At 47.3% G+C, this 25,328-nt stretch carries 22 protein-coding genes and 3 pseudogenes; 3 read left to right on the top strand and 22 right to left on the bottom strand.

Features of this window, described 5'->3' with window-relative positions; genetic code table 11:
• Window positions 1–591 precede the first annotated feature (591 nt).
• The 6 genes and pseudogenes from AC6I3O_RS10885 to AC6I3O_RS10860 all read right to left on the bottom strand — a co-directional run.
• A pseudogene (locus AC6I3O_RS10885) lies at window positions 592–1,380 on the bottom strand (helicase-related protein); the annotation flags it as partial.
• 35 nt (window positions 1,381–1,415) lie between these two features.
• Window positions 1,416–3,041 carry a recombinase family protein gene (locus AC6I3O_RS10880; RefSeq protein WP_497850890.1) on the bottom strand — a complete coding sequence of 542 codons (1,626 nt, stop codon included), beginning with the start codon at window positions 3,039–3,041 and terminating at the stop codon, window positions 1,416–1,418.
• A 96-nt stretch (window positions 3,042–3,137) separates the two neighbouring features.
• Window positions 3,138–3,314: a hypothetical protein gene (locus tag AC6I3O_RS10875; RefSeq protein ID WP_497850889.1), complete on the bottom strand. Its 177-nt coding sequence runs from the start codon at window positions 3,312–3,314 to the stop codon at window positions 3,138–3,140.
• 99 nt (window positions 3,315–3,413) lie between these two features.
• Window positions 3,414–3,935, bottom strand: coding sequence for a DUF5720 family protein (locus tag AC6I3O_RS10870; protein ID WP_497850888.1), 522 nt, complete (start codon window positions 3,933–3,935; stop codon window positions 3,414–3,416).
• Window positions 3,936–4,706: 771 nt separating this feature from the next.
• Window positions 4,707–5,114 (bottom strand): hypothetical protein, encoded by a 408-nt coding sequence (locus AC6I3O_RS10865; protein ID WP_497850887.1) that lies wholly within the window; start codon window positions 5,112–5,114, stop codon window positions 4,707–4,709.
• Between the two features lie 32 nt (window positions 5,115–5,146).
• Window positions 5,147–5,962, bottom strand: a complete 816-nt coding sequence (locus AC6I3O_RS10860; protein WP_497850886.1) for a hypothetical protein — start codon at window positions 5,960–5,962, stop codon at window positions 5,147–5,149.
• A 152-nt stretch (window positions 5,963–6,114) separates the two neighbouring features.
• Here AC6I3O_RS10860 and AC6I3O_RS10855 point away from each other — a divergent pair, with 152 nt between their 5' ends.
• From AC6I3O_RS10855 to AC6I3O_RS10845, 3 genes are all read left to right on the top strand, one after another.
• A complete protein-coding gene (locus AC6I3O_RS10855) occupies window positions 6,115–6,357 on the top strand; it encodes a helix-turn-helix domain-containing protein (protein ID WP_497850885.1) in 243 nt (80 codons plus the stop codon).
• 83 nt (window positions 6,358–6,440) lie between these two features.
• Entirely contained in the window at window positions 6,441–6,683 is a 243-nt protein-coding gene (locus tag AC6I3O_RS10850; protein WP_497850884.1) for a helix-turn-helix domain-containing protein, read from the top strand.
• A 79-nt stretch (window positions 6,684–6,762) separates the two neighbouring features.
• Window positions 6,763–6,939, top strand: coding sequence for an Arc family DNA-binding protein (locus AC6I3O_RS10845; RefSeq protein ID WP_497850883.1), 177 nt, complete (start codon window positions 6,763–6,765; stop codon window positions 6,937–6,939).
• 181 nt (window positions 6,940–7,120) lie between these two features.
• Here AC6I3O_RS10845 and AC6I3O_RS10840 read toward each other — a convergent pair whose 3' ends face one another.
• The 16 genes and pseudogenes from AC6I3O_RS10840 to AC6I3O_RS10765 form a co-directional block, all read right to left on the bottom strand.
• On the bottom strand, window positions 7,121–7,771 hold the full coding sequence (locus AC6I3O_RS10840) for a hypothetical protein (protein ID WP_497850882.1): 651 nt from the start codon (window positions 7,769–7,771) through the stop codon (window positions 7,121–7,123).
• Between the two features lie 141 nt (window positions 7,772–7,912).
• A pseudogene (locus AC6I3O_RS10835) lies at window positions 7,913–11,545 on the bottom strand (helicase-like domain-containing protein); the annotation flags it as partial.
• 852 nt (window positions 11,546–12,397) lie between these two features.
• Window positions 12,398–13,075 (bottom strand): annotated as a pseudogene (locus AC6I3O_RS10830) (LPD25 domain-containing protein); the annotation flags it as partial.
• A gap of 761 nt (window positions 13,076–13,836) precedes the next feature.
• Entirely contained in the window at window positions 13,837–14,190 is a 354-nt protein-coding gene (locus AC6I3O_RS10825; RefSeq protein WP_497853451.1) for a TnpV protein, read from the bottom strand.
• A gap of 852 nt (window positions 14,191–15,042) precedes the next feature.
• Window positions 15,043–15,501: a hypothetical protein gene (locus AC6I3O_RS10820; protein WP_497850881.1), complete on the bottom strand. Its 459-nt coding sequence runs from the start codon at window positions 15,499–15,501 to the stop codon at window positions 15,043–15,045.
• Window positions 15,498–15,704, bottom strand: coding sequence for a hypothetical protein (locus AC6I3O_RS10815; RefSeq protein WP_497850880.1), 207 nt, complete (start codon window positions 15,702–15,704; stop codon window positions 15,498–15,500). Before AC6I3O_RS10815 ends, AC6I3O_RS10820 begins: the two co-directional genes overlap by 4 nt.
• A gap of 12 nt (window positions 15,705–15,716) precedes the next feature.
• Window positions 15,717–16,427: a hypothetical protein gene (locus tag AC6I3O_RS10810; RefSeq protein WP_497850879.1), complete on the bottom strand. Its 711-nt coding sequence runs from the start codon at window positions 16,425–16,427 to the stop codon at window positions 15,717–15,719.
• The gene (locus tag AC6I3O_RS10805) at window positions 16,427–17,032 is read right to left on the bottom strand and encodes a hypothetical protein (protein ID WP_497850878.1); all 606 of its coding nucleotides are present in this window, start codon (window positions 17,030–17,032) and stop codon (window positions 16,427–16,429) included. Before AC6I3O_RS10805 ends, AC6I3O_RS10810 begins: the two co-directional genes overlap by 1 nt.
• Window positions 17,004–17,198, bottom strand: a complete 195-nt coding sequence (locus AC6I3O_RS10800) for a hypothetical protein (RefSeq protein ID WP_016296675.1) — start codon at window positions 17,196–17,198, stop codon at window positions 17,004–17,006. The genes AC6I3O_RS10805 and AC6I3O_RS10800 overlap by 29 nt, the downstream gene beginning before the upstream one ends.
• The gene (locus AC6I3O_RS10795; protein WP_497850877.1) at window positions 17,182–17,457 is read right to left on the bottom strand and encodes a hypothetical protein; all 276 of its coding nucleotides are present in this window, start codon (window positions 17,455–17,457) and stop codon (window positions 17,182–17,184) included. Before AC6I3O_RS10795 ends, AC6I3O_RS10800 begins: the two co-directional genes overlap by 17 nt.
• A 35-nt stretch (window positions 17,458–17,492) precedes the next feature.
• On the bottom strand, window positions 17,493–17,798 hold the full coding sequence (locus AC6I3O_RS10790) for a hypothetical protein (protein WP_497850876.1): 306 nt from the start codon (window positions 17,796–17,798) through the stop codon (window positions 17,493–17,495).
• Between the two features lie 163 nt (window positions 17,799–17,961).
• Entirely contained in the window at window positions 17,962–22,110 is a 4,149-nt protein-coding gene (locus AC6I3O_RS10785; protein ID WP_497850875.1) for a SpaA isopeptide-forming pilin-related protein, read from the bottom strand.
• Window positions 22,111–22,326: 216 nt separating this feature from the next.
• Window positions 22,327–23,277 (bottom strand): ParB/RepB/Spo0J family partition protein, encoded by a 951-nt coding sequence (locus AC6I3O_RS10780; RefSeq protein ID WP_497850874.1) that lies wholly within the window; start codon window positions 23,275–23,277, stop codon window positions 22,327–22,329.
• Window positions 23,231–24,058 carry a ParA family protein gene (locus AC6I3O_RS10775; RefSeq protein WP_497850873.1) on the bottom strand — a complete coding sequence of 276 codons (828 nt, stop codon included), beginning with the start codon at window positions 24,056–24,058 and terminating at the stop codon, window positions 23,231–23,233. Before AC6I3O_RS10775 ends, AC6I3O_RS10780 begins: the two co-directional genes overlap by 47 nt.
• A gap of 126 nt (window positions 24,059–24,184) precedes the next feature.
• The gene (locus AC6I3O_RS10770; protein WP_160279194.1) at window positions 24,185–24,364 is read right to left on the bottom strand and encodes a hypothetical protein; all 180 of its coding nucleotides are present in this window, start codon (window positions 24,362–24,364) and stop codon (window positions 24,185–24,187) included.
• 279 nt (window positions 24,365–24,643) lie between these two features.
• Entirely contained in the window at window positions 24,644–25,315 is a 672-nt protein-coding gene (locus AC6I3O_RS10765) for a hypothetical protein (RefSeq protein ID WP_497850872.1), read from the bottom strand.
• Between the last annotated feature and the right edge of the window lie 13 nt (window positions 25,316–25,328).

Raw genomic sequence — 25,328 nt, 5'->3', positions numbered from 1 at the left:
TTTCAAAAATCCTATAAACTCTCTCGTAATTAAGCACCCTGCGGAATTCTGCCCCCTTTCGGGTGGGGCAAATCTTGAACCCCTGTCCGTCCCCATTACAGGGTCGGCATTCGCTTCTTCCGCAATCCTTTTTCCGCATTCCCATCGGCTTTCCTTACGGTCGGCTTGCCCGTCTGGGCGAAAATACGGAGTTGACACGTTCCGCCTAACCAACAATTGATTGATAGTTTAGGTCCCACCTCTCCTCCGGCAGTCATTACGTCCGTGTATCCCCACTATACAAAAGGATAACCGACTGCACACCTTTTGGTTCAAGCCTGTCAGCTACTTTGGCTTGTTCGCCTTAACGAAGTTTATCAGTGGTTCAGTTAATTAACCATGCTATCAGTAAGCCTGCACCCTAACCGCCTTGTAGCTAGCAGTTTCATCTCCACCTCACGGTTTTGATTCCAAGTAGGGTTACTTTTATGCCCGCTTCCGAACAGTGCCATTGCTGGCAGAGCCGGGGACAACGGCTTCATCCAACGGAATGGATGGTTTGGTCTGTAATATTACATCCAAACAGTTAAATTAAGCGACTTCGTGTCGCACATAAAGGTACGCATCAAAGGTCTGTTCCGTTACATAGCGGTAAACTTCCACTTCGGGAAACATATTTCCCTGACGTTCCAGACGACCTTGACGCTGTTCCAAGCACGACGGCTTCCACGGGCAGTCGAGGTTATGGATGGCAATCAATCTGTCCTGCACATTTGTACCCGCACCCATCTTCTGGGTAGAGCCGAACAATATACGCACCTCGCCGCTCCTTACCTTTGCGAACAGCTCCTTTTTCTGTGCGTCGGTATTCGCTTCATGGATGAAACGCACCTGCTCCGCAGGGATTCCACGCCGTATCAGTTTTTCCCTCATGTCGTCGTAGACGTTGAACATACCGTCATTTTTCGGTGTGCTGAGGTCGCAGAACAATAATTGTGCTGCCTTTGTGTCGGCGTGTTCCTCCCAGATGCGGTACATATTGTCCACGCAGGCGTTGACTTTGCTGTTCGGGTCGTCTGGCAGCATTGGGTCAATCAACCTTTGGTCTAGGGCAAGCTGCCGCCCGTCGTTTGTCACTTTGAGCATGTTATCTGTTTGTGGTTTTACGAGCCTTGCACGGATTTTCTCTGCCCGCTTCGCAAGCCCCGCCACCATTTCCGTCTGGATTTGGCTCGGCTTGGTCTTGATGTTGTGGTAATTGACCTTTGGCACGGGGAGCTTCAGCATATCGGCGGTCTGGATGTCCGCAACCTCACGGAACATCTGCATCAGTTCTGGCAGGTTGTAGAACTTCGCAAACCTTGTCTTTGCTCGGTAATTCGTCCCCTCTGGGGCGAGTTCACTACCCCCAGTATTATAGATACATAAATGGATTTTTAATTGATTTCCCCAACAAACTTATAGAAAATCCTGATATTCTGGACTTTCTCTCCGCTGATAGTCTGAGGTTCCGAAACCTCAATCTTTTCGATCAGGCGATTTACAATCTCTGTAGTCAGCTCCTTAATCTCGGCACACTCTGCCATTTCATCGGCAAGGCGTTCTGCTTTATCCGCACTGTCCTCCAGATTTTCAGCCATCGCTTTTAACTTTTCGATTTGCTCTGTATAGTCTTTCTTTTCCTGCTCAAAGTGGGCAGACAGCAACCGGAATTGCTGCTCTGATATCATCTGCTTTGACCAGTCCCCATACAGCTTGATGAATTGTTTATCAGACTCTTTTAACTTTTTCTCTAAGACAGCCACTTTCTTGTCAATATTTGCCTTGCTGTTTGCAGATGACATGTCCATCTGACCAAGCACTTTCCGCATAAATTTCTCTCGATCCTTTATGACCTTCCCTGCATGGAATTGGATATCAGAAAGTACCAGTTCTTCCAAATCCCCGGCGCTGATGCGGTGCTTGCTACAGAACTTCGCTCCTCTTACACGGTAAATCCGGCATAGATAATACGTCTTTTCTAGCAAAGGCCTGTCCGGGTTCCGGCCATCCGTATGAATCGTCAGATTACTGCCACAGTCAGCGCATTTTAAAATCCCCCGGAACTTATTGTCATAACCGGAAGTGCATGGCTTCACTTTCGTATGCCTGTCAAGGATTTCCTGCACGGTATTCCATGTATGCTCGTCTACAATGGCTTCATGGTCGCTGGGTATAGTTACACGATCCTTAATCGGGATATAACCTTTTGACTGCTGTTTAAAATACTTCCTGTCATACCTCTGTACCCAAAAATAACCTTTATACAGGGGATTCCGGAGTATGCGGATGATCGTTGACTGTTTCCAATTATAAATATCATCCTCAGCAATTAAAAACTTTCCAAAAACTTCCTGATTGTAATAAGCTGGTTTCGGAATCTTTTCCTCATAAAGAATCTTTCCAATCTTATTGTTGCCATAGCCTTTCAAAGCAAGCTGGAAAATATAGCGGACGGTCGGTGCGGTTTCTTCATCCGCAATCAGATGGTTCTTATCTGCTGGATCTTTTTTATAACCAAACGGTGCATAAGCCCCCATAAATTTCCCTTGACTGGCTCGGATATACCTTCCCGTCTTTACCTTCTTTGAAATATCCCTCGAATAAAATTCGTTCAGGATGTTCTTGAACGGGGTAATGTCCATCTCTCCGCTGTTCGCTGAATCAACACCGTCATTGACAGCGATATACCGGACATGGTGGTTTGGGAAAAACACTTCGATATATGCCCCACTCTCCAGATAATTCCTGCCAAACCTTGATAAATCTTTGGTTATGACACAATCTACATGTCCCGCTTCAATATCCGCAATCATTTGTTGAAAAGACGGCCGGTTAAAATTCGTACCTGAGTATCCGTCATCCACGTAGAATTTATAACTGTGGATACCCATTTCTTCCGCTTTCCGTTTAAGGATTGCTTTCTGGCTCCCGATACTCATGCTCTCCCCGACGTTTCCATCGTCCATTGACAATCTCGTATAGAGTGCTGTCCATATTTCTTTATTTTCTGTATTCTGCATATTGGCCTCCTATATTCACTCAATATCCAGAGACAGAAATACGCTGACTTCATTATAGCCTTTTCCATCTCTGGCATCAACCGTCAATTCATCTTTTTAGACAGCTTTCTTCTCCGTCTCTATATTGCCCCTTAATCTTTTTTCCACATTCCTGCGGGCAGCTTCTTCGCTTACAACCGTTAATAATCCCTCCATACTTTCCGTACCGGAATATACATGCTCTACCACATAACGGATCGGCGTATTCTTTCTCCCCCTTTTCTTTCTCTGCATAGATTCCCTCCCTTCTTTCAATATTTTTTCAGTTTTCTCCACTACCCTGATATGTTTCCTTGCATCTTTTGTGCAGTTCTTATTTTTATCATAGTGCTGTTATCTGTTATGCTCTGCTTTCTTATCTGGATACAGTTTCCCGGAAACTACCGCCGCATGGCTGCGGATTTTGATTTCCCCACGCTTTTCACTTTCTATGGCGTTGCGGTATCCCCCGTCTGAAAGGAAGAAGCGGTATCTCTCCCCTTTAAACCCTACGGGGCTGTCATTATTCAGCACATCAAGTACAATCATATGTCTTGTGTCTGGCTGGAACCGCTCCCTCCCTGACAGGTCATGCCCCTGTAAGACCGGCTGTTTCAACCGTTCCTTTGCTTCATTCAGTCTCCGCAGGACAGAACTTCTGCCCTGTCCTATGAAATACGCCTTATTGTCTGCTATAAACCGGCTACATTCCGGTTCTGGAAGTTTTTCCAGTTTATCTGCAGCATTCCTTATGATGATCATCGTCAGGTCATCTCTGGCTGCTGACTGCCCATCCCTCATAGCTTTCACTGTGTCCTCTTTTGTCGTTGCTTCATACTTGTAAATCATCTCCAGTTCACTTCTTGTAAATCGCATAAATCCCTCCTTGCTTTTTTCATAATGCCTGATCAGGGGAAGCTGTTTTTTGCTTCCTACTATATAAGCCGATTGGGAACCGTTGGTGGGAAGGGAAATTGGATTTTTTTAGAAGTTTTTTGATTTTCCGTGACGTAAGACGATCACGCTGCGACTATTTTTAATAGGAGCCAATCTGCATATTGGGAAAATATGCAGGAACTGAGGGCATGGGGAGCGGATTCCCCATCAAGTTTGTCAGAGTAACCCAAAACCACAAAGTGGGTTTTGAGTTACTCTGGCGAATCTTGCTCTTTATTTCACTCTTTATTTCACTCTTTATTTCAGTTCTGACATAGAGAGCATTATCCGAGAAGTTTTATTACTAAAGAAATATCATGGAAGGTACAATTTATCGGCAATATCTAAAAAACTTCTCGAATAATAATTCGACTGTTTAGATCAAAGATACATTGCGTACCTTATGTCATTAACAGTCATCAGATAATTACGATAAAGAATTCCTTAATTTCTATGCTTGATTTTTCTATACCTGCCAAACATTATTCGAGAAGATTTTCTTAGAAATCGTTAATGAACTATATTTCTATAAATTTTCTGGAATAACGAAACTTCTCGGATAATGCCCTTTCAGTTCCCCAAATCCCAACACGCTGCTTTCTATGACTGTAAAGCCTGTTTCTAGTGACTGTATTTCAAAATTACGGCAAAATAAAACGTAGCAAATCTATTCTTTCTTAGATTCACCACGTTCGATATTTTTGTCTGTTATTATAATTTTATCTTTTTATCGTAATACTGTACCATAAGCTGTATGGATTCTTGATCCACATTAAATTCTTCTGATATATCCTCCGTAGATTTCTTCTCTATACAATAATTCTGATATACCAGCGCCGCCATATCACAGGACTGCGCAATCAGGATTCCAATCAGCTTTCTCATGAGGTCAATAAATTCTTTCACGTCCGGGTTTTCTTCTGCCTCGTAATCCCGCAATACCTTAGCAAAATCTGTTTCCTCAACATTTCTATTCCCCTTTTTCAGATTTTCCCGGATAAATTCCCGGATCATCTCCTGTTCCTCTCCCGACAGCCGGGTATACAGCCAAATCATTTCTATGACTTCTGCAGGCAGATCTGTCGGCAACGGCGGTAATTGTATATATTCCGGTTTCATTTTACTTTGTCCTCCTGTTATCAATTCTTGAATTACTTGGTTACGCTGATAGATTTAACAGCTATCTCGTAACCGCTGTCTTTATATTTTATTTCCAGTGCATAATCTCCTATCTGTGCCTTGCCCTCATCCTCCACAGCATAAAAGACATCCTCCTCCGTATCTCGAATGACTAGCTCCCCTATGGGTTGGTTCTCAACCGTATCCAACATAGCTTTGATACAGTCATCGCAAAACAGTTTTTTCATCTTATGGATACTGACAATACCGTTTCCCCGCTCTATTTCTGCAGAACCTTTACCTTCTCCCGGACTTTTGGAGATACGGATACCTGTCTGACTTATTTCATCATAGCCAAATGTCAACTGCGTATTTCCCTGATAATCCTCTGGGTCTATCCCTCGTTCAAATAGGTCTAACGAGTAGGATTCCCCAGTATTCAAACTGACAAGGACTGCCTGTGCCGGATAACTTCCCTTGCAGGCACGGCATTGATCAGACGTATTTGGGATATATTGGATATATTTCTCTATATCCTTTTCATATTTGTGAAATACTAAGTCGTGCCTTATGCTCTGAGCAATTTCGTCATATTCATCTTCTGTGGCAGACTCCATGTAAGATGTAACCATATTTAGAATTTCTTCCATAGCTTCGTCATCCCGGCGGTCCATCCGCAGGTTATTTATATTAATGAGCAAGATTACAAAAGCAACCATAAGCATACTTATTATAAAATAGCCATATAAAAGAGAACGCTTATCTGACTGGCTTAAATGCTTCTTAGAATCGTCGTGTTCATCCCCTATCCAGAAATCATCCCAATTATTCTTTATCCTTTTCCACAATCCTCTAATCTTTCACACCCCCATTCCTTCAGCATATAACCGCATACCGTTAATCTATCATATTTTATTCGTATAGTCAACCGCACACCGTTAATACAATGTCTTAAAACCTCTTATACTTTCATTAACCGTACAAAGTTGGGGGGATTTTCATGACATATTCTGACGCTGTTATTAAAAGACTGACGGCATTATGTGCCGAACGGGATATCACTGTAAATAAATTAGCTACACTATCCGGGATCACGCAATCTACAGTAGACAATCTAATAAAAGGAAAAACAAAGAACCCCAAGCTGAAAACTTTACATAAATTGGCAGTCGGTTTAGATATGACAGTATCCGAATTATTGGATTTTCCTGAAATGAATGAAACTGCATTTGATGATGAATAATCAATTACTAACGCTGTACCGTTAACCTCGAAGAAAAATTCCCCGTATACTCTATTTAATTCTTGGAACAGGGAGAGTTCTTTATGACTTATTCAGATGTGATTATTTTAAGGCTCACCAGATTATGCAAAGAACAAAATATTACGATAAACAAATTGGCTACTTTATCCGGTATTACTCAATCTACTGTCGAAAATATTATGTCCGGTAAAACAAAGAATCCCAAACTGAAAACACTTCATAAACTGGCAATCGGTTTAGGTATGACGGTATCTGAGTTATTAGATTTCCCTGAAATGAATGAAACCATCTTTGATGATGAATAAAAAGCAAATGGAAAGCAGATGCTCTCAATTCTGTCTAATGGTTTTTCATACATTTATCCCCAGAATGGAGGACAAGGATATGGCAACCAATAAGCGTGTATTTACTTTACGTCTGTCAGATGAAGTTTTTGATAAAATCGGTGTCTTGGCAACAAACAACCACCGTTCCATGACTAACTATATTGAATTTGTGCTGATTCAGCACTTGGAACAAACAGAAAAAAAGTATGGGAAGATAAAATCTGATGGAAAATAATGTAAGGGGCAGCAGCACTCTATGCTGTTGCCCATTGTCTGTCCATCAGCAAAATAAGCCGGAACTGTCAACGGCGGGCAGCGCCCGTTCATCTCGACCGTTGACTGTTCCGGCTTATTTTGCTATTGCTGACAACTTTTGAAACTACTCAACTCCATATTGTCACAAACAAAAATAGTTTTTATAATGTTTTCAAAAATTCTGACCTAGTCATTATAGTTGCTATGTCTTCTAACTTTCTTATCTTAAATCTGATATTTTTTTCATCAGCGTTCTCATCTACAAGCAAATACCTGTATTCATTCTGATATAAGAAAAGCTCCTTTCTCTTCGCAAATGACACATGATCAAGACTTTCTGTCATTAAATCCATTACTTTCATTTCATCTTCGATACTTTCGTCTTGATAATATAAAACATCTCTATTATAGAGCAAGTATTTATTTTTTTTTGCCCCATTTTTTATTCTCCTATCAAATTCTAACTCATCTTCTATTTTTACAACATACTCTCCAAATTCAAACATATCAGTTATTCTTTCTATACTACGTTTGTCGTCCAAATGATATAAACATAAAGCATAATCTACATCCTGTCTATCGGCATTAATCGTTAATCTAACCGGGATACCTTGTAGGGTTTGGTTTTTTGTCGTATAATATTTACCTTCCATTTCATCAGTTTTCCCAGCACACTTTTTTTGCTCTGCCTTTAAAAATTTTTCTGCATACTTTTGCTCAATTTCCAAATATTCTTTTACTCGTCCAAATTGTGCTGTACCTGACATAAAAGAATCCGCACCTTCTTTATCTATAAATTTTAAAAATGCCATTTTTCTTCCTTTCACAATTCTTCTTTATATTATTAAGTATCACTAACAATTGGCTATATAATCATTAATATTTTAACACAAAATATTTATACTTTCAATTTATACATCCATTTTGAATCAAGTGTTCCTTTTTTCTGCATGTTATTTTTGTGTATTTACAAAGTATTTTCTGCGTATTTCCCTCTGGATATTCCTATGTGTCTTTAACACTGGTGCTATCTCCAGAGCTGTGACTGTTTCGCCGAACGTGGAAGCCCAACTGTCAAAATGCTGCAACCCGTTCCTTGCGAGGGTGTCATACTGCAAGTACCGCTGCACGGAATACATCTCGACCATCGAGTTACTTATAGGCGTCCCCGTTGCGAAAACTACGCCACGGCTGCCCGTGATTTCGTCCAGATAGCGGCATTTCATAAAGAGGTCGGAGCTTTTCTGGGCTTCGGTCTGGGCGATGCCGCCCACATTCCGCATCTTGGTAAATAAATAGAGGTTCTTGTAAAAATGACTCTCATCTATAAAGAGCCTGTCTATGCCCAGTTCCTCAAAGTTTATCACGCTGTCTTTCCGCTTGGTGTCGTTCAGCTTGTCAAGTTTTGCCTTGATTGCTTTCCTCGTTTTCATGAGCTGCTTGACCGTGAACTGCTCCCCGTGGGATGCCTGCACGTCGTCAATGCCACGCTCAATATCGTCAAGCTGGCGCATGAGCTGTTCCCTCTGGCGTTCCTCGCTGATGGGAATTTTCTCGAACTGACTATGCCCGATAATCACCGCATCATACGCCCCCGTCGCAATCCTGCCGCAGAACTTCTTGCGGTTTCCCATTTCAAAATCCCGCTTGGTCGTGACAAGGATGTTCGCACTTGGGTAGAGCCTTAAATATTCCGATGCCCACTGCCCGACAAGGTGGTTTGGCACGACAAACATGGATTTCTGGCATAAGCCGAGCCGCTTGCTTTCCTGCGCTGCGGCGACCATCTCAAAGGTTTTTCCCGCCCCTACCTTGTGTGCAAGGAGCGTGTTGCCGCCGTAAAGGATATGGGCAATCGCATTGACTTGATGCGGTCTTAGCTGAATCTCTGGGCTGATGCCGCCAAATGTGATATGGCTTCCGTCATATTCACGGGGGCGGATAGAATTAAATGTGTCATTATAATAGCGTACAAGCCTGTTCCTGCGCTCTGGGTCTTTCCAAATCCAGTCCTGAAACGCCTGCTTTATCACCTCCTGCTTTGCCTGCGCCGCCGTGGTTTCCTTATGGTTCAGAACCACTTTCTTATTGTTGTGTTCGTCATAAACATAGTCAAAGATACGGGTGTCACGGAGATTCAAAGTGTCCTCCATGATGCGGTAGGCACTTGCCCGCTTCGTGCCGTAAGTGCTGTCCGCCTTGACGTTCCCCACGTCGGAACTTTTATTCTCAATAAACCAGTCGCCGTTATATGCCGTGTAGCGTACTTGCAGCCTGCCCGCCGCATAGCTTGACGGCGTTAAAAGCTCCACCATGAACTGCTGTATATCCTCCTGCGGTATCCACGTCGCGCCCAGACGGACGGAGATTTCGCTTGCGGGCAAATCCTTTGGGATGACCTTTTCCAGTGCCGCCACGTTGACCGCAAGCTCTGGGTCTGACTTTGCCGCTATCTCTGCGATTTTCAGTTCCTCCCGCACATTCCCCGATAAATACTCGTCTGCGGTCACATACCTTGCAGGCTCGGAAGATGGAACTTTATAAATAACTCCCTGCAATTCCTTAATGATTTCTTCCTTCGACCTGCAGGTGAGCCGCGCCATATAAGATAAATCGACACGGGCTTTCTCCCCGATGGAGAGGGCGAGGGCTTCGCTGGCGGTTTCCACAAAGGTCATTTCTCGGTGGGGCTTTATCGTCCGCTTCGTAAACATATCCGCTTTGCGTTTGAATTTTCCCTCGTCATCAAGCACCTCCAAAGAGCATAAAAGGAAGTAGCTCTCGTCTGCCGCAAAAGCGAGGTAGTTGCCCCTGCTGTTGATTAAGCCGTACTTTTTGGTAAAGGCATCATATAATCGGTTTAGGTTTTCCTGCTCGGTCTGTATCATTTCCTCTGGGCAGTCGTTGGTCTGGTACTGGATGAGCTTCCTCACGCAGTCACGGATTTCCAACAGCCCCTTGATGCGGTTCTCCGCCGTCATGGACACGTTGGCGGGGGTCATCCCGTTATTCTCTCGGAAGTAGACCTTTCCTCCCACAAGGGCAAAAGAGAAGTTCCGCACGTTCGGGTCGGCGGGGATGGCTTTCTCCTGTTCATCGGAGATACGGTCAACTTCATTTTCTATCTCTGGGATTTCGCCGTCTATCCGCTGCATGGCTTCATGGAGAAGCCCCGCAAGCGGCACGTCTGGGTAGGCTTTGCAGGCACTGTCCATGCCGAACCTTGTGCTTTCCATCTTCATCTCGCCAAGCACCATCTCTGGATGCTGGACAAAATAGCTGTTCATCGTAATGCCGTCCTCATTGGTATCGAGGTGTACCCACTCTGGCTCTATCTCTATCATGCGGTCACGTTTTTGTAAAATAAGGATGTCGCTCGTGACCTCCGTCCCTGCGTTTGCCCGAAACGTATTGTCTGAAAGCCTTACCGCACCCAAAAGCTCGGCTCTCTGTGCGATATATTTCCGCACCTCTGGGCTTGCCTTGTCCATCGTCCCCTTAGAGGTGATGAACATCACAACACCACCTGCCCGCACTTTATCCAGAGCCTTTGCAATAAAATAGTCGTGGATTAGGAACTTCTGGGCGTTGTAGCGGCTGTCGTTGACTTTGAACTCCCCGAACGGGATGTTGCCAAGCACCACGTCAAAATGATTGTCTGGGAGCTTTGTTTCCTCAAATCCCTCAATGGCAATGCTGGCTTTCTGGTAGAGCTGCTTCGCAATCCTGCCCGATAACGGGTCAATCTCGATGCCGTGCAGCTTTGATTTCTCCATGCTGTCGGGCAGAAGCCCTAAGAAATTGCCCGTGCCGCAGGACGGTTCTAAGATATTCCCCTGTGAAAATCCCAGACGGTCAAGTGCTTCATACATTGCCTTAATGACGATGGGCGGCGTATAAAAAGCGGTCAGCGTGGATTCCATAGCGGCATGGTATTCCTCATCGGAGAGAGCTGATTTTAATTCCTTATATTCATTTGCCCATGCCGCATTGTTGCCGTCAAACGCCATCGACAGACCGCCCCAACCGACGTATTTTGCAAGAGTTTCCTGTTCTTCGGGCGTGGCAAGGCGGTTTTCTATCTGAAGGTCATGGAGAAGCCTTATTGCTGCCATATTGTTTTGGAACTTCTCTTTTGCGCCGCCAATACCTAAATTATCATCGGTAATGCGGTAGTTGCGGCGGTCGGCAGAGAGGGCAAGGGCAAACGGTTTCGCTGCAATGGGCGTTTCCCTCGGCTGCTTATGCTCTGGCTCGTCAAAACGTATCTTCTCCACCACAATGTCATAAGGAAGCCCGTTCTCCACGGCGGGATACTCCGCCACGGTTTCCGTGGTCGGCTCTGTGGGGGATTCTGTTTTTTCTTCGGACTTTGGTTCTTTCTGTGCCAGTCTTTGCCGTTGGTTCTGTTCTCTTTCCTGCTCTAAAATCCTGCGGACATAGCCCACTTTCTCCACACGGTTTATCTGGAAACCCACGTTATTCTGAAATGTGATGTCACGCATGGAAACATCGCCGCTGATTTTTCCAACGCTTTCTATCATATAACGGCGGTTGTCAATCATAATCTCTTTGCCGATAAGGTCAGAATTATCCTGCTTTTCATCTGTTCCAGTCGGGGCAGGCTCTAAGTCCTGTTGTGCTTTCCGTTCCGCATCTTTCGCCGCAAACAGCTCCGTGATATGCTCCGCACTGTTTAAGGTATCGGCGTATTCCTGCGCTTCTTCCTCGGTTTCAAAAGTCTGGTAGATGCCACCTACGTCGTAGTATCGGTCGGCACTGTCCTCTGGGGCTTCGTTATTCCGTATAATAAACGGGTCGGCAAAGGCATCGGAAGTCTGCTCTACCGTGTAATGCGGTATCTCCTCTGGGGTATCGGGTACAATTTCTTTCCCCAATGTTCCATCAGTCTTTGCACTTCCCTCTCGATAAAACGGCTCAAGCTGTTCCTCCGTCAAGGACACTAAATCGTGGTAATACAGATTGGAAAGTGCGTTCTGGATAAGGTCGGCAAGGTCACTGTACTGCGTATATTCTGCAAGAACGCCATCCACATACGTTTCCATGCGGTACTGCAAGAGGTTGACGGATGCCTGTATCCCGTGCAAGTCATCCTCGGTATTCCGAAATGCAATCTTGACGTTGGACAAATCCGTATAGTCCACTTCGGCGTCGCCGCCAAACTCCGCATCGCAGTATGCGTCGATGCAGCCTTTCGCCTGCTCCAAAAGTTCTTCCTCGGCAGGCTCTTTCCTCCTGTGAAACCAGTCCTCCTCGGTAGCCATTATCTCGCCAAGCCGCTTTTCATCCTCTGGGGTCAGTTCCGTGTTCTGCTCCAAGAACGGGATAAACACGTCACGCCCCAGACGCAGGGATTCCATTTTCTCTCGGTAGTAATCTTCCCCCTGCCGTTTCCACTCTGGGATAAACGGACAAGTTGGGGAGAGGGAATATTCATAGAAATTTCGGATATGGTCGGTTAAATCCCCCTCGCCGTCGCCGATGTCAAACCGCCCCTCGTAATTAAATTCCTCACCGCCGATGACGGCATGGATTTCAAAATCGGTCTTATGATACCAGCCGACATGGTTCTCCTCATTCTCCCTTTCCCGATGCTGTTTTTCGTCCAGAACGCCGAGCAGCTTATTTCCCAAAGCGAAACTTAAATCCGTAAATCGGTCGTTCAGCTCCCTGTCATAAAAGGCGGGATGCTCGGAAAATCCGATAGCGAGTGTGATGCTGTCTGGCTTTTCCTCGGCAAGTGTTTCTGTTTTCTGGCTCTCGGTGATGACCGTTTTCAGATGGTCGTTCGCAGGGTTCTCCTTTAGCTTTTCTTCAAAATCGGCTCGGCTGAACTCTTTTCCGAACAATGGGAACTCCGCATTTCGCAAAGACACGGCGTTCTCATCAAAGGCGATGACCTCATATTTGTCCGCCCCGATATACACCACGTCGCCCTCGTGGTAGAGGTAGCGGAGAGGGTACAGCTCCGTAAGCTCCTGCGAGAAACGCCACGCATTGCTGCGGCTGTAAACGCTGGTCGTCTTTTTTTGCACAAGGGAGAGGAAGTCTAACAGCTCCTGCACGTTGTCGGGATGCTGCAATGCCTGTTCCATAAGGTCAGCGGGCATATCCGCAAAATCCCCGCATCCAATTACGCCCAACAAATCTTTCTCATAGCCGTCCAAGTCACGGATAAAGTCGGAGAGCCGCAGGGCGAGCGTGTCCCGCTTGTCCGCAGGGGGCAGCTCCCTTTTTTCCTCAATAAAACGCTGCCTTGCCAGTTTCCTCTGGGTGTCGATTTCATACTGCGGGGCAGATATGCTTTCCAGATAATCGGCATAGTGGTCTTTCTCTTTGGGATTGAGGTAGCGGTTATCCTTAACAAGCTCCCGCATCCGTTTTTCCGCTTTCGACCAGCTCAAAACAAGGTCGTGTTCGGTGGAAATGCCGTCACGGTCAATGGAGATGCCCTTGCCGCTGTACCACACATACCCCTCCGTGCCGTCTGAAAAATCAACGAAAAAGCCGCCCGTGCCGTATTCCCTTTTCAGAAAATCAATGTTCTTCTTTTTATCTTCCTGCTTCTGGAACTGGTGGTAAATGCGGTATTTCCCGTTCGCAACGCTGTTCCCTTTTACAAGGACGGCATCAATGTCCTCCTGTGAAACGGCAAAAGCAGAGGCTTTTTCGTCCTCTGCTTCAGCTATCATTTCAATCTGTTCGTCTACGGTCGGGAGATTGGCAGCAACTTCTTCCTCGTTGGCAACGCTGCCTTTTTCAGTTCCCGTCTGTTTTTCTGGCTCTGCGGTCTGTGCCGCAGCCGCTTTTTCTTCCTGCCTGCCGCCGTCCGACTGCGGCTCTGGCTCTGAATTTCCTAATTGTAAATCAGTTCTTCCAGTATCAATTCCTCCGCCTGGCTGCGGATATTGTTCATCATGCCGAGCCACTGCATCGGGGCTTTCTCTTTCAGCTCCTCCGTCACTCCCTGCTCGGCTGCTAACTGCTTCGTTAGAAGCTCCAGCCGCTGCAACGCCGTCTGTTCGGTCTGGTGTAAGTGTTCGTTCAGCCTGCCCGCTGTCAGCAGGTTGAGGTACGCCACCCTCTTGTGGTTTTCCAGATAATCCCTGTGCATCAAAGCGTACCTGCCAAGCGGAAGCTCTGGCTCTGTCGGTAATGTCAGGTCGGGAATAAGATAATCCGCCTGTTTCGTGTAAGTGATTTCGCCCATTATCTTCGCTCCTTTCGGGTTGTTTCCTGCCTTTATCATACTGGCTTGCGATGTCCCTTGCAAATGTGCGGTTCTGACCTCTAGCTTCGATTTGCACATTTCGGACTGCCGCCGAGATTTCCCGCAACGCCATCTCAGAAATGTCGCTCGTGGCTATGCCGATGGCGTTCAGCGTCTGGGGCGTGTTGAAATTTATAATCTCTGCAAAGTCCTCATGCTCAAAATACCCATCCGTATCCAGACCGCAGCGGCTCAGCAGCATATAGGCGACGCTGTTTGCGGCAAGCCGTCTGTAAATCACTTCTATATTATAGTCGTCCAGTTCCTCCAAAAAGCTGTCTTTCGTGCAGCCCTTTAGCTGTGAGAGGTAATCGGGCAAGTTGTCCTCCACGGCGTTCTCCGCCGTCCCTATTAAAAATGTGGCAAAATCGCCGCCCTCCGTGCCGCCGAACCTGTCCGCAAGCCGCTCCATGACGGGCTGCTCGTACCGCTTATCCATCTGCCATATCGGGACGGCTCGGCTGCCGTAGTAGCCCTCATGGGTGTCGGAAACGTCAAAATAATATTTCAGCGTATTCCTGCGCCCTTTCGGGTCAAAGACCGCTATGCCTTTGCTGTCATTATTTACCCAACGCTTAAAGAGCCTGTTCCATGTGCCAATCTCGGCGACTGCCGTAGCGTCGGGGCGTTGGGCGTAAATCAAGAGCTGCTCGTCAAAGCGGCACTTGTAATTGTGGCAGGCAGAGGATAAAAAGCCCTGCCAAGCCTGCGGGTTCTTTGCGACCGCCATCCCCGTGCGGCGGTACAGCTCCGTAATAAGCTGGTACTTTGCAGCCATAGGCTCACACCTCCTTATCGTTCCATATCTTTGTTTTTCTGCTTCCTGTCGTATTCCCCGCACCGCTCGGCGATTTCGGAATACATCTTGTCCCGCATGTCCCGCTCATAGGCTCGGTATTCCTTTGCCTTTTCCGTGGGCTTGTACCAGACACTCTTTTTATCTGCTTCATCTAAGCCCTCATAGCGGTCGTCTATCTTGTCCATATATTCCTTGTAGATGGCATGGGCGGCGGGGGCGTCCTTTGCGTAGCGGTAACGGTCAAGGCTCTTATGCGTCCCACGAAGCTCTGCGTATTCATAGAGCATACGGATAACCTCACGGTCAAGCCCTTTCTGCCCCTCGGCATCATAGATTTCCGACAGTCCCTTACATCTCCATGAATGGTAGGGAGAGGTGTCGTTGGAGCTGTGGGAAGATACATACACGCCGTCTTTCTTTACCGTGATGCGGTTGATTAGCTCCGTACTCATTCCATCCCACCTCCCAGAAATGAGATGACCTTGTTCCCCTTGATGCTTTTTTGCAGCTCATTGATGAGCGTGATGTCCGCTACCGTGATGCCCTGCATGGAGAGAATGTCGTCCATCGTCATGGCAGCAATGGCTTTTTCCTCGGTAAATCCTGCGTCCAGAACCTTGTTTAAGGCTCTGACGGCTTTTGGGTTGACTGGCATATCCCATACCTCCTATCGTTCATGGTCTTTTTGCTTCGGGGCTTTCTGTGCGGACGGCGGCTCCTGCGGCTTCGGCTCATACGTTGCCCCGTTTTTCTCCATGCGCTCGGCAAACTCACAGATGTGGTAAATGTCGCCGCCCCTGCCAGAGCTTAACTCTAAATGGGTTTCGTCGATATAGCGGCAGGCGTGTTCAAATTTTTCTTTCCACGCCGTCGTAATGATGATTTTCCCGCCGTCTGGGATGCGGAACAGTTCTTTGTAATGGGGGTCAATAAATCGGATTCCCTTTTCTGCTCTGGATATATGCCTGTCGAGCCATTCTTTCACATAGCAGTAGCAGTAAAAGTTATAGTCGCCCTTTGTCGGGTTGCAGCGGAGCAGGAAAGCGTGTTTCTCTGTATCCACACGGAAGCCGTACTCCGTGCAATAGTTCCCATTAAAGCCACTATCGGGAAATTCCTTTGTAAATGCACCCATGTCATAGCGGTTATGCAGAAGCCCCTTATCTTCACGCAGGGCGTTGATAATATCGTCCAGACCTGTCTTGAACTCGTCCGTTTTCCATTGTTCTCTGGTATCAAACCAAGTGGTATGAAAGCCATATCCAGAGGGGGCAAAATCACCTCGGAGATGCCCAATACATCCCGTCTGTCCCTCAAGCTGCATACTCTGGGCGTAGGTGTATTTCTGTTCGGATTGCGTCAAAGCCCGTACCTCCATCAGCGTTCCTCCCTGCTCTTTGATTTCTTCGCCTTTTCCTGTTCCTTGATTTTTGCGAGTGCTTCCTTTGCCCAGTCGGGCATCTTCTCTGGCTTGATTTCCCCAAGCACGTCGCACCGTTCCCATCGGGCGTGCTTTCCGTCCGCAAGGGAAGTGCCGAACACCGCCTGCCCCCTGCCGCCCAACGCTCCGTGACCGCCGTCCGCCAATACAAGCTGGTAGGCAGAATGTCGGTATTCGTGGCGGTTGACTTCGGCATTGATGACAACGACCTTTCCCACAATGCTGCCGCATTTGTCGTCTGGGATGCAGTCGTCTATGGTAAACGGGGTCATGTCAAACTTGAACTGTTCCTGCTCGGCTCTTACACTTTCTATCTGTTCCTGCACCCTGTCGGTAAACATCTGCATGGCTTCCAGATAGTCGTCAGAGCCGACCGCATCCGTCACCCATTCTGCGGACAGCGGGTTATCGTAAGTGCAACAGCAGACAAGATACGGGTATTCTTCTTTCTCATCTATGCCGAACACGACTTCCTTTTTGCCGATGTGGATGCTCTGCGTGACCTCGTAGGAGCTAATCATCCGTTTTTCTTCGTTCTCCATCGGGATTCTCCTTTCTTTGCTTTTTCTCCCTCTGCCAGTCTAAAACCTTTCGGATGCAGACGTCGCAGAAGATGACACGGCTGTCCTTATATCGGGGATAAGGACAGTCCGTGCAGTCATATTTCTTGTCATTTTCATTGTTTCCCGTGCTACCGCTCACGCCCATCGTGCTGCTTCGCCTTTTTATCGTGCTGTTGGTTGTATGGCATCTGGCACTCCGACTGGTAGCGTTCGTTCAGCTTTTCCCTCGCCGCTTCAAGGGTGTTGCAGTAGCAGCCCCAATAATAGTTGTCGCCGCCCTTGCAGTACCAGCATACATAAGGGTTCGGGGCTTTCGGGTGATGCCCGATGACAAGCTCCGTGTTCCCGATAGTGCAGCTCTCTATGATTTCATAGCCCTGATTGGAGCGTGTTTCACCGTCCATAGGCGTTCCTCCTCTCTTTAAATTTTTTATTCACTTCAAGATTCTTTCGCATATCTATGGTATGCCTTTTCCCCTTTGGCTCTGATTTTCTGCATCCGCACGCTCCCTAAAAGCTCTGGGTATTTCTCCTGCAATTTGCGGCGTGTCCTGCCCACGCTCTCAAAGCTCGGCAAGCCAAGCCCCTTATGGTTCAAAAGTATCTGGGCAAGCGGCATAGCTCCCGCATCTTTCAGATACAGGTTGCAGAGGGCAAGGTACAGCACCATGTCGTCATTTCTGGCGTCCTCATTCTCTTGCAGGACAGACTTCACTTTCCCCTCTATGGTTTTCAGATTTTCCATATCTACCTCCATACATGGAAAGAGGGCGGTCATTGAAAACCGCCCCAATCCACATCAGTAAAATATTTCTCAAACTATTTCCTGCGGAGATGCAGCCACGCAGCCGCACCGCCGATAAACGCCACAAGCACAATGGCGATGATGGTTTTTCCCCTCATCCTGCTTAGTCCTCCTTTTTCTTTCTTCTGCACTGGTAGCCTGCAAACCCGAAGATTCCCGCACCGACTGTAAATGCCGCCGCAAGGCTTACCCAAAAACCGAGGCTGAAGTCGTCGCCCGTTTTCGGGGTGTCACGCAGCTCGTTGTGCATGGTTACGGTTGCCGTTTCGTCCGTCTTGACGGTCACTTTCTGGTCGGCGGGCAGGATATAGCCAGAAGATGCCTTGTCGCTGACCTCAGACACGGTGTACTCGCCGATACGCAAGCCGTCAATGACGATTTCTCCGTTCTTGTCGGTAGTAAAGGTCTGGTCGTAATCTTTGCCGATGACACGGAAAGAGAAGCCCTCCACCTTACCGTCAGAGGATGTCTTGACGATTTTGAGTGAGCCTTTCTGTGCTTCATTTAAGAAGCCCTTGCCCGCTTCATTCTCCACATTGTAGGTCTTGCCGTTTTCCTCGATGGATACGGGATAGACATTCTCATCCAAAACAAAGCCTGTCGGGGCGGTTTTCTCACGGACAAGATATTTGCCGTACCGCAGGTCGTTCATCTGATACACGCCTTTCTCCACCTCGCCCATCTCGCCGAGAAGCTCGTCTTTCTTGTCCAGTTTTCCATCTTCGTTTGTATCAGAGTAGACCTCGAATACTGCACCCGTGAGCTTGTTGTCTTGGTAGTCCTTGTCTACCTTAGTCAGAGAGATATTGCCTTTGATGAAATAATTTACAAACTCAATCTCCACAACCTCGTCAACCTCACTGATTGTCACGCTGATTTCTTCCTCGGAGAGTACATATCCTTTCGGGCTTTTGATTTCACGGATTACCCATGTGCCATACGGAACTTCGGCAAAAGAAAAACTGCCGTCATCCTCGGATGTGGCAGTTGCGATTGCATTTTCCTTTGTATATTCCGTTGTCCCCACCTTAAAGATGCCGATTAACGCATCGCCTAAATCTTCGCCGTCCTCATTGGACTTTTTGCCGCTGACAGAGCCGTAAATCAGTTCGTTTTCAATGGCTTCGCCCTCGTTTGCCGTGATGGTTACAACGGCTGTTTCCTGCCCTGCGTACTCGAAGTCAACAGGGTACTTCTCATCGCTGATAAGGTAGGCGGCATTTGTGCTGATTTCCTGCACATAATAGCTGCCCATCGGCAAGTCGCTGATTGCTTTTCCGTGACCGTTCTCATCAAGGAAGATGACTTCAATCAATCCGTCCGCAGGGATAACAGAACCGTCTGCGGCGGTCAGCTCCTCGGCTGCATACAGACCGAACGTGACGTCCTTGATTTCGCCGTTGCTGCCCACGCCGTATGCTTCATCAACCTCAAGGCTCTTGATTACGTCAATTTCTACACGCTGACGCTCATTGTAAAACTCCGTGCCTGTTTCCGTCACTTCGATTTCCTGCCCCGCATACACAAGCTCGACCGCATGGATTTCATCATTCAGCACCATGCCATACGGGGCGGACACTTCCTTTACCTCATACTTTCCGAGATAAAGCTCCTTACTTTCCGCCGTTCCGTCCTCGCCAGTCGTTACAGTATCTACCACCTCGCCTTTTTCGGCTCTGACTGTTCCGTCTGTCGTGATGATGTCCTCGGCTGCGGTAATCTCGTAAACTGCACCCTCTAAATTATCCACGGCAAAAATCGGCTGGTACAGCCCCTTGTTTCCTGATACCCTGCTGAATACCTCCCCAGACTTTCCTACCGTGATTTTCCCTTTCTGTGCCATATTGGAGCGTTCCACCTTTACAATGGTGACGCCGCTTTCTTCCTCGGAGTTTTCCTGCCCCACGTCAAAATAAACTGGCTCGGAGTCTAAAACATAGCCGTATGGGGCTTGCACTTCCACAAGCGAATATCCCTTGCCGTATTCTAAGGTCTGCGGCGTGATAAGCCCGCCGTCCGCCGTGGTGTAGAATGTGTCAATCTCCGTCACTTCTGGATAAGTGAATTTCATTGTTACAAGGTTTCCCTCTGGGTCGTAAATCTGGAAGCCTGCGCCCGCATAGGGAATAACTTTAGCCGTTTCTATATCCTTTTTCACAATCTTGATATAGCTTTCAAAGTTGGCGTTGTTGATAAGGTAGCGGTAGGTCTGGCTGTCCTTGCAGATGAACACGTCAAAATCTTTCATCAGCTCCCGACCGTCCCATCCAGAGGTCTGATGCACGGTATAAATGCCGTATGGCATATCCTTTGTCTGGGCAAAGCCGTTCTCATCGCAGATAAGCGTGTCACGCTCGGTTTCCTCCGCCGCATCAAAGCTGCCTGCGGATTTCAAATACACCTCAAAGACAGCCCCCTCCTCTGGTGTTTCAATCTGGGTTTCGCCGTTGTCGGTGTGCTTGATGACGGCGATGTTCCCCTTAATGACCTGCTCATTTACGTCGTTCTTCGCAGAATTGTATTCCACGGTATAAAGTTCTGGCTCTGCCCCTACATGGTGTACGGTCGTGTCCAGAAGATAGCCCTCGGACGGGGTAATCTCACGGACGCTCCAATCATTCCCGCAGATATAATATTTCGTTGTGAACTGCCCGTTTTCATCGGTGGTGTAGGTGTCAACCAATTCCTCGCCCTTATAGATGCCGTAAACCGCACCTGCAAGGGTGGCGTCGCCCTGCGGCTTCTCGCCCGTTTCCACGTCGGTCTTTAATACCGTGACATTGAATTTCTTCAAGATGTTTGTAAAGCTGCGTTTCGTGACCTTTTTCCACTCAATCGGGGCGGTCTGGGATGCAGGGACAACGTAGCGGATAGCCGTGTCCACTTCCTCAAGGGTGTACGGCGTGCTGCCGCTGATAAGGACGTTCTCAAACTTAGCCAATCCATTCTTATCGGTCACGGCGTATTCATCAACCGCCAATCCGCTTAAAGAAGTGCCGTAAAGGTGGAATTTCACGCCCTCCACCAGATTATCCTCGGATGTTTTCACAACCTCAAGGCTTCCACGTTTCAAGGTATTGCTGAACGTCACCGTAGAGGTTTTCCCGCCGATGATTGTCACGGTCTGGGTTTTCTGCGGCTCATAACGGTCGATGGACTGCTCCGTGACGGTGTAAGTGCCAGGGAATAATCCCTCAACCGTGATATTTCCGTCCTTGTCTGTTTTTACGGTCTTGTTGAAGCCGTCGCCCTTGATGGTAAAGGAAATCCCCGCAACAACGCCGTCCTCGGAAGTCTTTTTCAATGCGACCGTGCCTGTCGGCGTTTCCACGTTGATATACGCCGTCATGGTGTCCACGTTTTCCACGCCCGTAATGACATCCTGTAAATTCGGGTCGCCGTAGGCAATCATCTTCGCTCCGCTGCTGACCGTCGGCGTGTTGTTCCTCGTTGCCGTAATCCTCGCCTTGCCGTCAATCGCCTTTTTTGACGTGATGGTGAGCTTGTTCCCAGATTTGGAAACTTTCACATTGCTGTCGGAACTGGTAAAGGAATACTCGGAAAGAGCATTATTCTTATCCGTCAATGTCAGGCTGTACTTCCCGTCCTTATAGGCAAGTTCTTTTGTAATATCTTTTTTGCCCGCCGACATGAAGCTTGGAATCGTGCTGTGCCTTGTCATGAATGACACAATCTGGTCGTAAGCCGCCCTCGCCCCGCTGTTGGCATAATTAGAGCCAAAGTGTAGGCTGTAAACGGTCGTGCTTGTCTGGCTGTACGGGCTTGCTGAATTACGGCATCCCGTGACGAACTCCCATACAAGGGTCTGCGTGGCAAGCCATTTCTCATCATCGCTCCCAGATAAATTCCCGCTGTTCCCCTGATAGCCGTAGAGCAGGGCAAGCCCCACCGCCTTTTTCTGGTCTGCGGAGAGGGCGTTCCATGTGTTGGAAGACGCCTTTGCCAGCGTGTTGCCTGTTTTTAAGGGTACGCCCGGCTGAAGGCAGAACGCCGTTTCCCCGTCTACATACATGCGGTATTTGTATTCGCCCGTGCCGCCTGCGGTATGACCTCCAATGTTTGCACTGGAATTATAACGGATGGCGTTCCCTGCGCCGTCGTAGGTGTGGGTAAAGGAAATTGTGCCGATGTCGCCCGCCGCAAACGCTGTCGTGGCAGGGACGGCGGACAGTGCCGTGACCGCAGCAAGGGCAAACGCCGCAGCCCTTTGAAATAGTTTACATATCTTCATTCATTACCTCCTGTTCGTACTCATGTTAATAGTTGACTTTCTGGCAGAAAAAAAGCCGCCCATGTGGACAGCCTTTAATATTTCTTTTCTCGGATAGTTACTGGCAGTATCTAGGGGGAGAGGTGTGGAGAGGGGGAAATTAAAAAATTTTTTCTGTTTCCCAAAGGGCAGACTTCCCCCTCGGTGTCCCATCCTAAAATCCCTATTTTTCCTGCCTTACCTCTCGTGAGCCTTGTTCCGCTGCAAATGGCGGTTATAGAATTCCAACGCTTTTACGACAAAATCCGTTTCCTGCCCTCTGGGGATGGATTTCGGTATGAGCTTGGTTATCCGCTCGTCCTTAAAGGGGGGCTTCTCTTTCTGGTTCGGCTTTTCCTCCTGCATGATGCTCTGGATAACCTCATCCGTGAGTTTCCCCTCCTGCATGAACTTTTTCATCTTGATAGCCTGTGCAAGAGAGGGCGTGGCATCGTTGTAGCCCATCGCTTCTAAAAGCGTATATTGCTGTTCCTCGGACAGATAGGAGATTTCCACCGCAGGGCGGAAAGCAATCTGGCGTTCATCAACCATTTGCAGGATTTCGGGTACAAGCTCGGTCAGACGGATAAAACGGCGTACCTGTTCGTGGCTGTCGCCCGTATCTTTACCAATCTTTGAAACTGATAAAGCATCTTTTCCCGCCGACTTCTCCACCAGTGGTGGAGAAGTTAAATCACTTCGCTCACCTTGCCGCTTCATGGCTTCAAGCCGCATCTTATACGCAAAGGCTTTCTCACTCGGCAAGATAGTCGTCCTTTGGAGATTACTCTCAACCATGACAATAATCGCTTCGTCACGGGTCAGCTCCTTAACTTCGCATTTGAGCGTTTCAAGCCCTGCAAGCTCGCAAGCCTTTTTCCTCCTGTGACCGCTGATAAGCTCATACCGCCCGTCCTCTTTCTGGCGGACTGTGGCAGGGGTCATCACGCCGCTCCGCCTTACGCTGTCCACAAGCTGCTCCATGTCCTCGTCCATTAAGACCTTGAACGGGTGGTCTGGAAACTCGTCAATCTCCGCAATCGGGATTTCCCTAATCTTGCTTAGATTCACTTCCGCACGGCTCTCGTCCGTTTCAAAGAGGTCATCGTATGCGGTCAGCTCGATTTTGCTTCCTCTGTTTCTCGCCAAGCTCTGCCACCTCCTTTCCGAACTGCTCGTAAGCGGCGGCTACTTTGCCGCCTTTGTCGTAGGCAAAAATGCTCTTTCCCTCTGCGGTGGCTTCCACGGCACGGATGGAGTGGGGTATCTGTGCGTCGAATACCTTGATTCTCTGCCCGTAGGCACTTTTTACCGTTGCCGTGATTTCCTTAGAGATGTTCGTGCGTGGCATTACCATCGTCATAAGGATGCCGTCAATCCGCAGGTGTGGGTTGATTTGCCGTTTCACTTTAGACACGGAGCGAAGCAACAGCTCTAAGCCTTTGGCGGAAAGATAATGGGGCTGTGTCGGGATAACCACGCTGTCAGCAGCCGCAAGAGCGTTGATTGTCAGCATACCCAAGCTCGGCATACAGTCAACAAGGACAGTATCATAATTCTTTTTTACCTCGTTGATGCAGGTTTTCAGCACGCTTTCACGGCTTATGGCGTTAATCAGCCTTACTTCCAGCCCCGACAGCTCAATGTTGGACGGGAGCAGGTCAACGCCCTCGTCATGGTGCAGGATGCTTCTGGAAACATCGACAGGTTTATCGTCAATGATGTCCTGCATGATGGTGGAGAGCGTATCGGGCAAGTCGTCTGGTCGGCTGTAACCGAGCGACATGGTTAAATTTGCCTGTGCATCGGCATCAATAAGCAGTACCTTTTTGCCCTGCTGTGCCAGAGCCACGCCCAGATTGACCGCCGTGGTGGTCTTTCCAACGCCGCCTTTCTGATTGGTTAAAGCGATTACTTTGCAATTTGACATAGGGTGCGTCCTCCTTTCGCATAGATTTAGCCACTTTGTCAAGGTGGCTATGTAAGAGTACCAGAGAACGCAAAAAAGCCACTTACTCTTAAAAATCAATAAGAATAAGCGGCTCTGTGATGTGCCTTAGACATATTCAATTTTCATTCTCTTGACTGGTGCGTTTACGACTTTGAATATCAGCTCGTCAACGCAGTCTGTATATCTGCCTTGCTGAATGAGCTGATTTTTCAGCTCCACAAGGCTATGTAATAAAATGCTCCGTTCTTGGCTATCCACATACAAATGGACTTTCTTTTCTCTCATAAATTTCACCAACCTTACTTGTCCAACTATGCAACATCGGGAGTAGATACCAAAAGGTTAATTGTACGTTCATTACCTCGTTGAACCACTGTCGGATGTTCCGAAAACTCAACTTGATTATTTTCACCATACCGTACCACCTTATCCGAAGTCTTTAAAGAATATACTAAAAAGCCTGTAAAATCAGATGATTCATTACTTTGTGATAATGGAACATTACCGCTGCTTCTCTGGGTCGAAATTTTTTCAAATAGCACACTTCACTTTTTATCATTTTAATCAACTCTGTGGGACAATCCTAAAAGCTCTATCCATAAAATCAAGAATTGCATCGTACATCTTAATTATATCGCCATATTCCAGATAAAGTTGATGGTCTTCTTCTCTGTAGCCAATACCAAACTTATCATATTTTTCAAAATCCTTGTGTATTCTACCTCCATTGTGTACAATCATATTCCGAGCGTCACGAATAGCAGTAATATATTCCCATTGCTTATCAGCAGTAAATCCAATTATGCCGACTTCTTCTTTTAAGTATTTAGCTGCCCTCTCTAATCCGCTTCCCTTAATATCTTTCAACTCTTTATCTAAATGTTTTATGCCATGATATAATCGACAAAGAGTATTTACCGCTTCCTCCAACAACGCTACCATTGTTAAAAGCAATGAATATTGTGTCAATAAATCCACCCTGCAAGAATGCAACCCTCCACTTGTCATTGCCCATTCTTCGGTTACAAAATCTTTATCACCTCTAGCTTCTTTTGCTATTTTTCTATAACTTTCAGCTATTACATCAAGAGCTATTTTATTATTTTCTATAACACTTTTAAAAGGATAAAAATCACAATGAGCTAAATACAAAGCCATATCACTTGCCTTATCCATATCATAGTATTCCATGTTTGGAAACTTTACATTGCTATTAAGGCTATACATATTTGTCATTTACTTACCTCCA

Source organism: Sporofaciens sp. St.21A7 (assembly GCF_059728535.1).
This window is presented reverse-complemented; position numbering and strand designations above follow the sequence as displayed.

Excerpts from the sequence above, each read along its gene's own strand:
- AC6I3O_RS10800 (WP_016296675.1), bottom strand. The coding sequence starts at position 17,198 with ATGGGCGTGAGCGGTAGCACGGGAAACAATGAAAATGACAAGAAATAT.
- AC6I3O_RS10785 (WP_497850875.1), bottom strand. The coding sequence starts at position 22,110 with ATGAAGATATGTAAACTATTTCAAAGGGCTGCGGCGTTTGCCCTTGCT.
- AC6I3O_RS10815 (WP_497850880.1), bottom strand. The coding sequence starts at position 15,704 with ATGCCAGTCAACCCAAAAGCCGTCAGAGCCTTAAACAAGGTTCTGGAC.
- AC6I3O_RS10880 (WP_497850890.1), bottom strand. The coding sequence starts at position 3,041 with ATGCAGAATACAGAAAATAAAGAAATATGGACAGCACTCTATACGAGA.
- AC6I3O_RS10775 (WP_497850873.1), bottom strand. The coding sequence starts at position 24,058 with ATGTCAAATTGCAAAGTAATCGCTTTAACCAATCAGAAAGGCGGCGTT.
- AC6I3O_RS10805 (WP_497850878.1), bottom strand. The coding sequence starts at position 17,032 with ATGGAGAACGAAGAAAAACGGATGATTAGCTCCTACGAGGTCACGCAG.
- AC6I3O_RS10810 (WP_497850879.1), bottom strand. The coding sequence starts at position 16,427 with ATGGAGGTACGGGCTTTGACGCAATCCGAACAGAAATACACCTACGCC.
- AC6I3O_RS10820 (WP_497850881.1), bottom strand. The coding sequence starts at position 15,501 with ATGAGTACGGAGCTAATCAACCGCATCACGGTAAAGAAAGACGGCGTG.
- AC6I3O_RS10790 (WP_497850876.1), bottom strand. The coding sequence starts at position 17,798 with ATGGAAAATCTGAAAACCATAGAGGGGAAAGTGAAGTCTGTCCTGCAA.
- AC6I3O_RS10855 (WP_497850885.1), top strand. The coding sequence starts at position 6,115 with ATGACATATTCTGACGCTGTTATTAAAAGACTGACGGCATTATGTGCC.
- AC6I3O_RS10840 (WP_497850882.1), bottom strand. The coding sequence starts at position 7,771 with ATGGCATTTTTAAAATTTATAGATAAAGAAGGTGCGGATTCTTTTATG.
- AC6I3O_RS10875 (WP_497850889.1), bottom strand. The coding sequence starts at position 3,314 with ATGCAGAGAAAGAAAAGGGGGAGAAAGAATACGCCGATCCGTTATGTG.
- AC6I3O_RS10870 (WP_497850888.1), bottom strand. The coding sequence starts at position 3,935 with ATGCGATTTACAAGAAGTGAACTGGAGATGATTTACAAGTATGAAGCA.
- AC6I3O_RS10765 (WP_497850872.1), bottom strand. The coding sequence starts at position 25,315 with ATGACAAATATGTATAGCCTTAATAGCAATGTAAAGTTTCCAAACATG.
- AC6I3O_RS10795 (WP_497850877.1), bottom strand. The coding sequence starts at position 17,457 with ATGGACGGTGAAACACGCTCCAATCAGGGCTATGAAATCATAGAGAGC.
- AC6I3O_RS10770 (WP_160279194.1), bottom strand. The coding sequence starts at position 24,364 with ATGAGAGAAAAGAAAGTCCATTTGTATGTGGATAGCCAAGAACGGAGC.
- AC6I3O_RS10845 (WP_497850883.1), top strand. The coding sequence starts at position 6,763 with ATGGCAACCAATAAGCGTGTATTTACTTTACGTCTGTCAGATGAAGTT.
- AC6I3O_RS10825 (WP_497853451.1), bottom strand. The coding sequence starts at position 14,190 with ATGGGCGAAATCACTTACACGAAACAGGCGGATTATCTTATTCCCGAC.
- AC6I3O_RS10850 (WP_497850884.1), top strand. The coding sequence starts at position 6,441 with ATGACTTATTCAGATGTGATTATTTTAAGGCTCACCAGATTATGCAAA.
- AC6I3O_RS10865 (WP_497850887.1), bottom strand. The coding sequence starts at position 5,114 with ATGAAACCGGAATATATACAATTACCGCCGTTGCCGACAGATCTGCCT.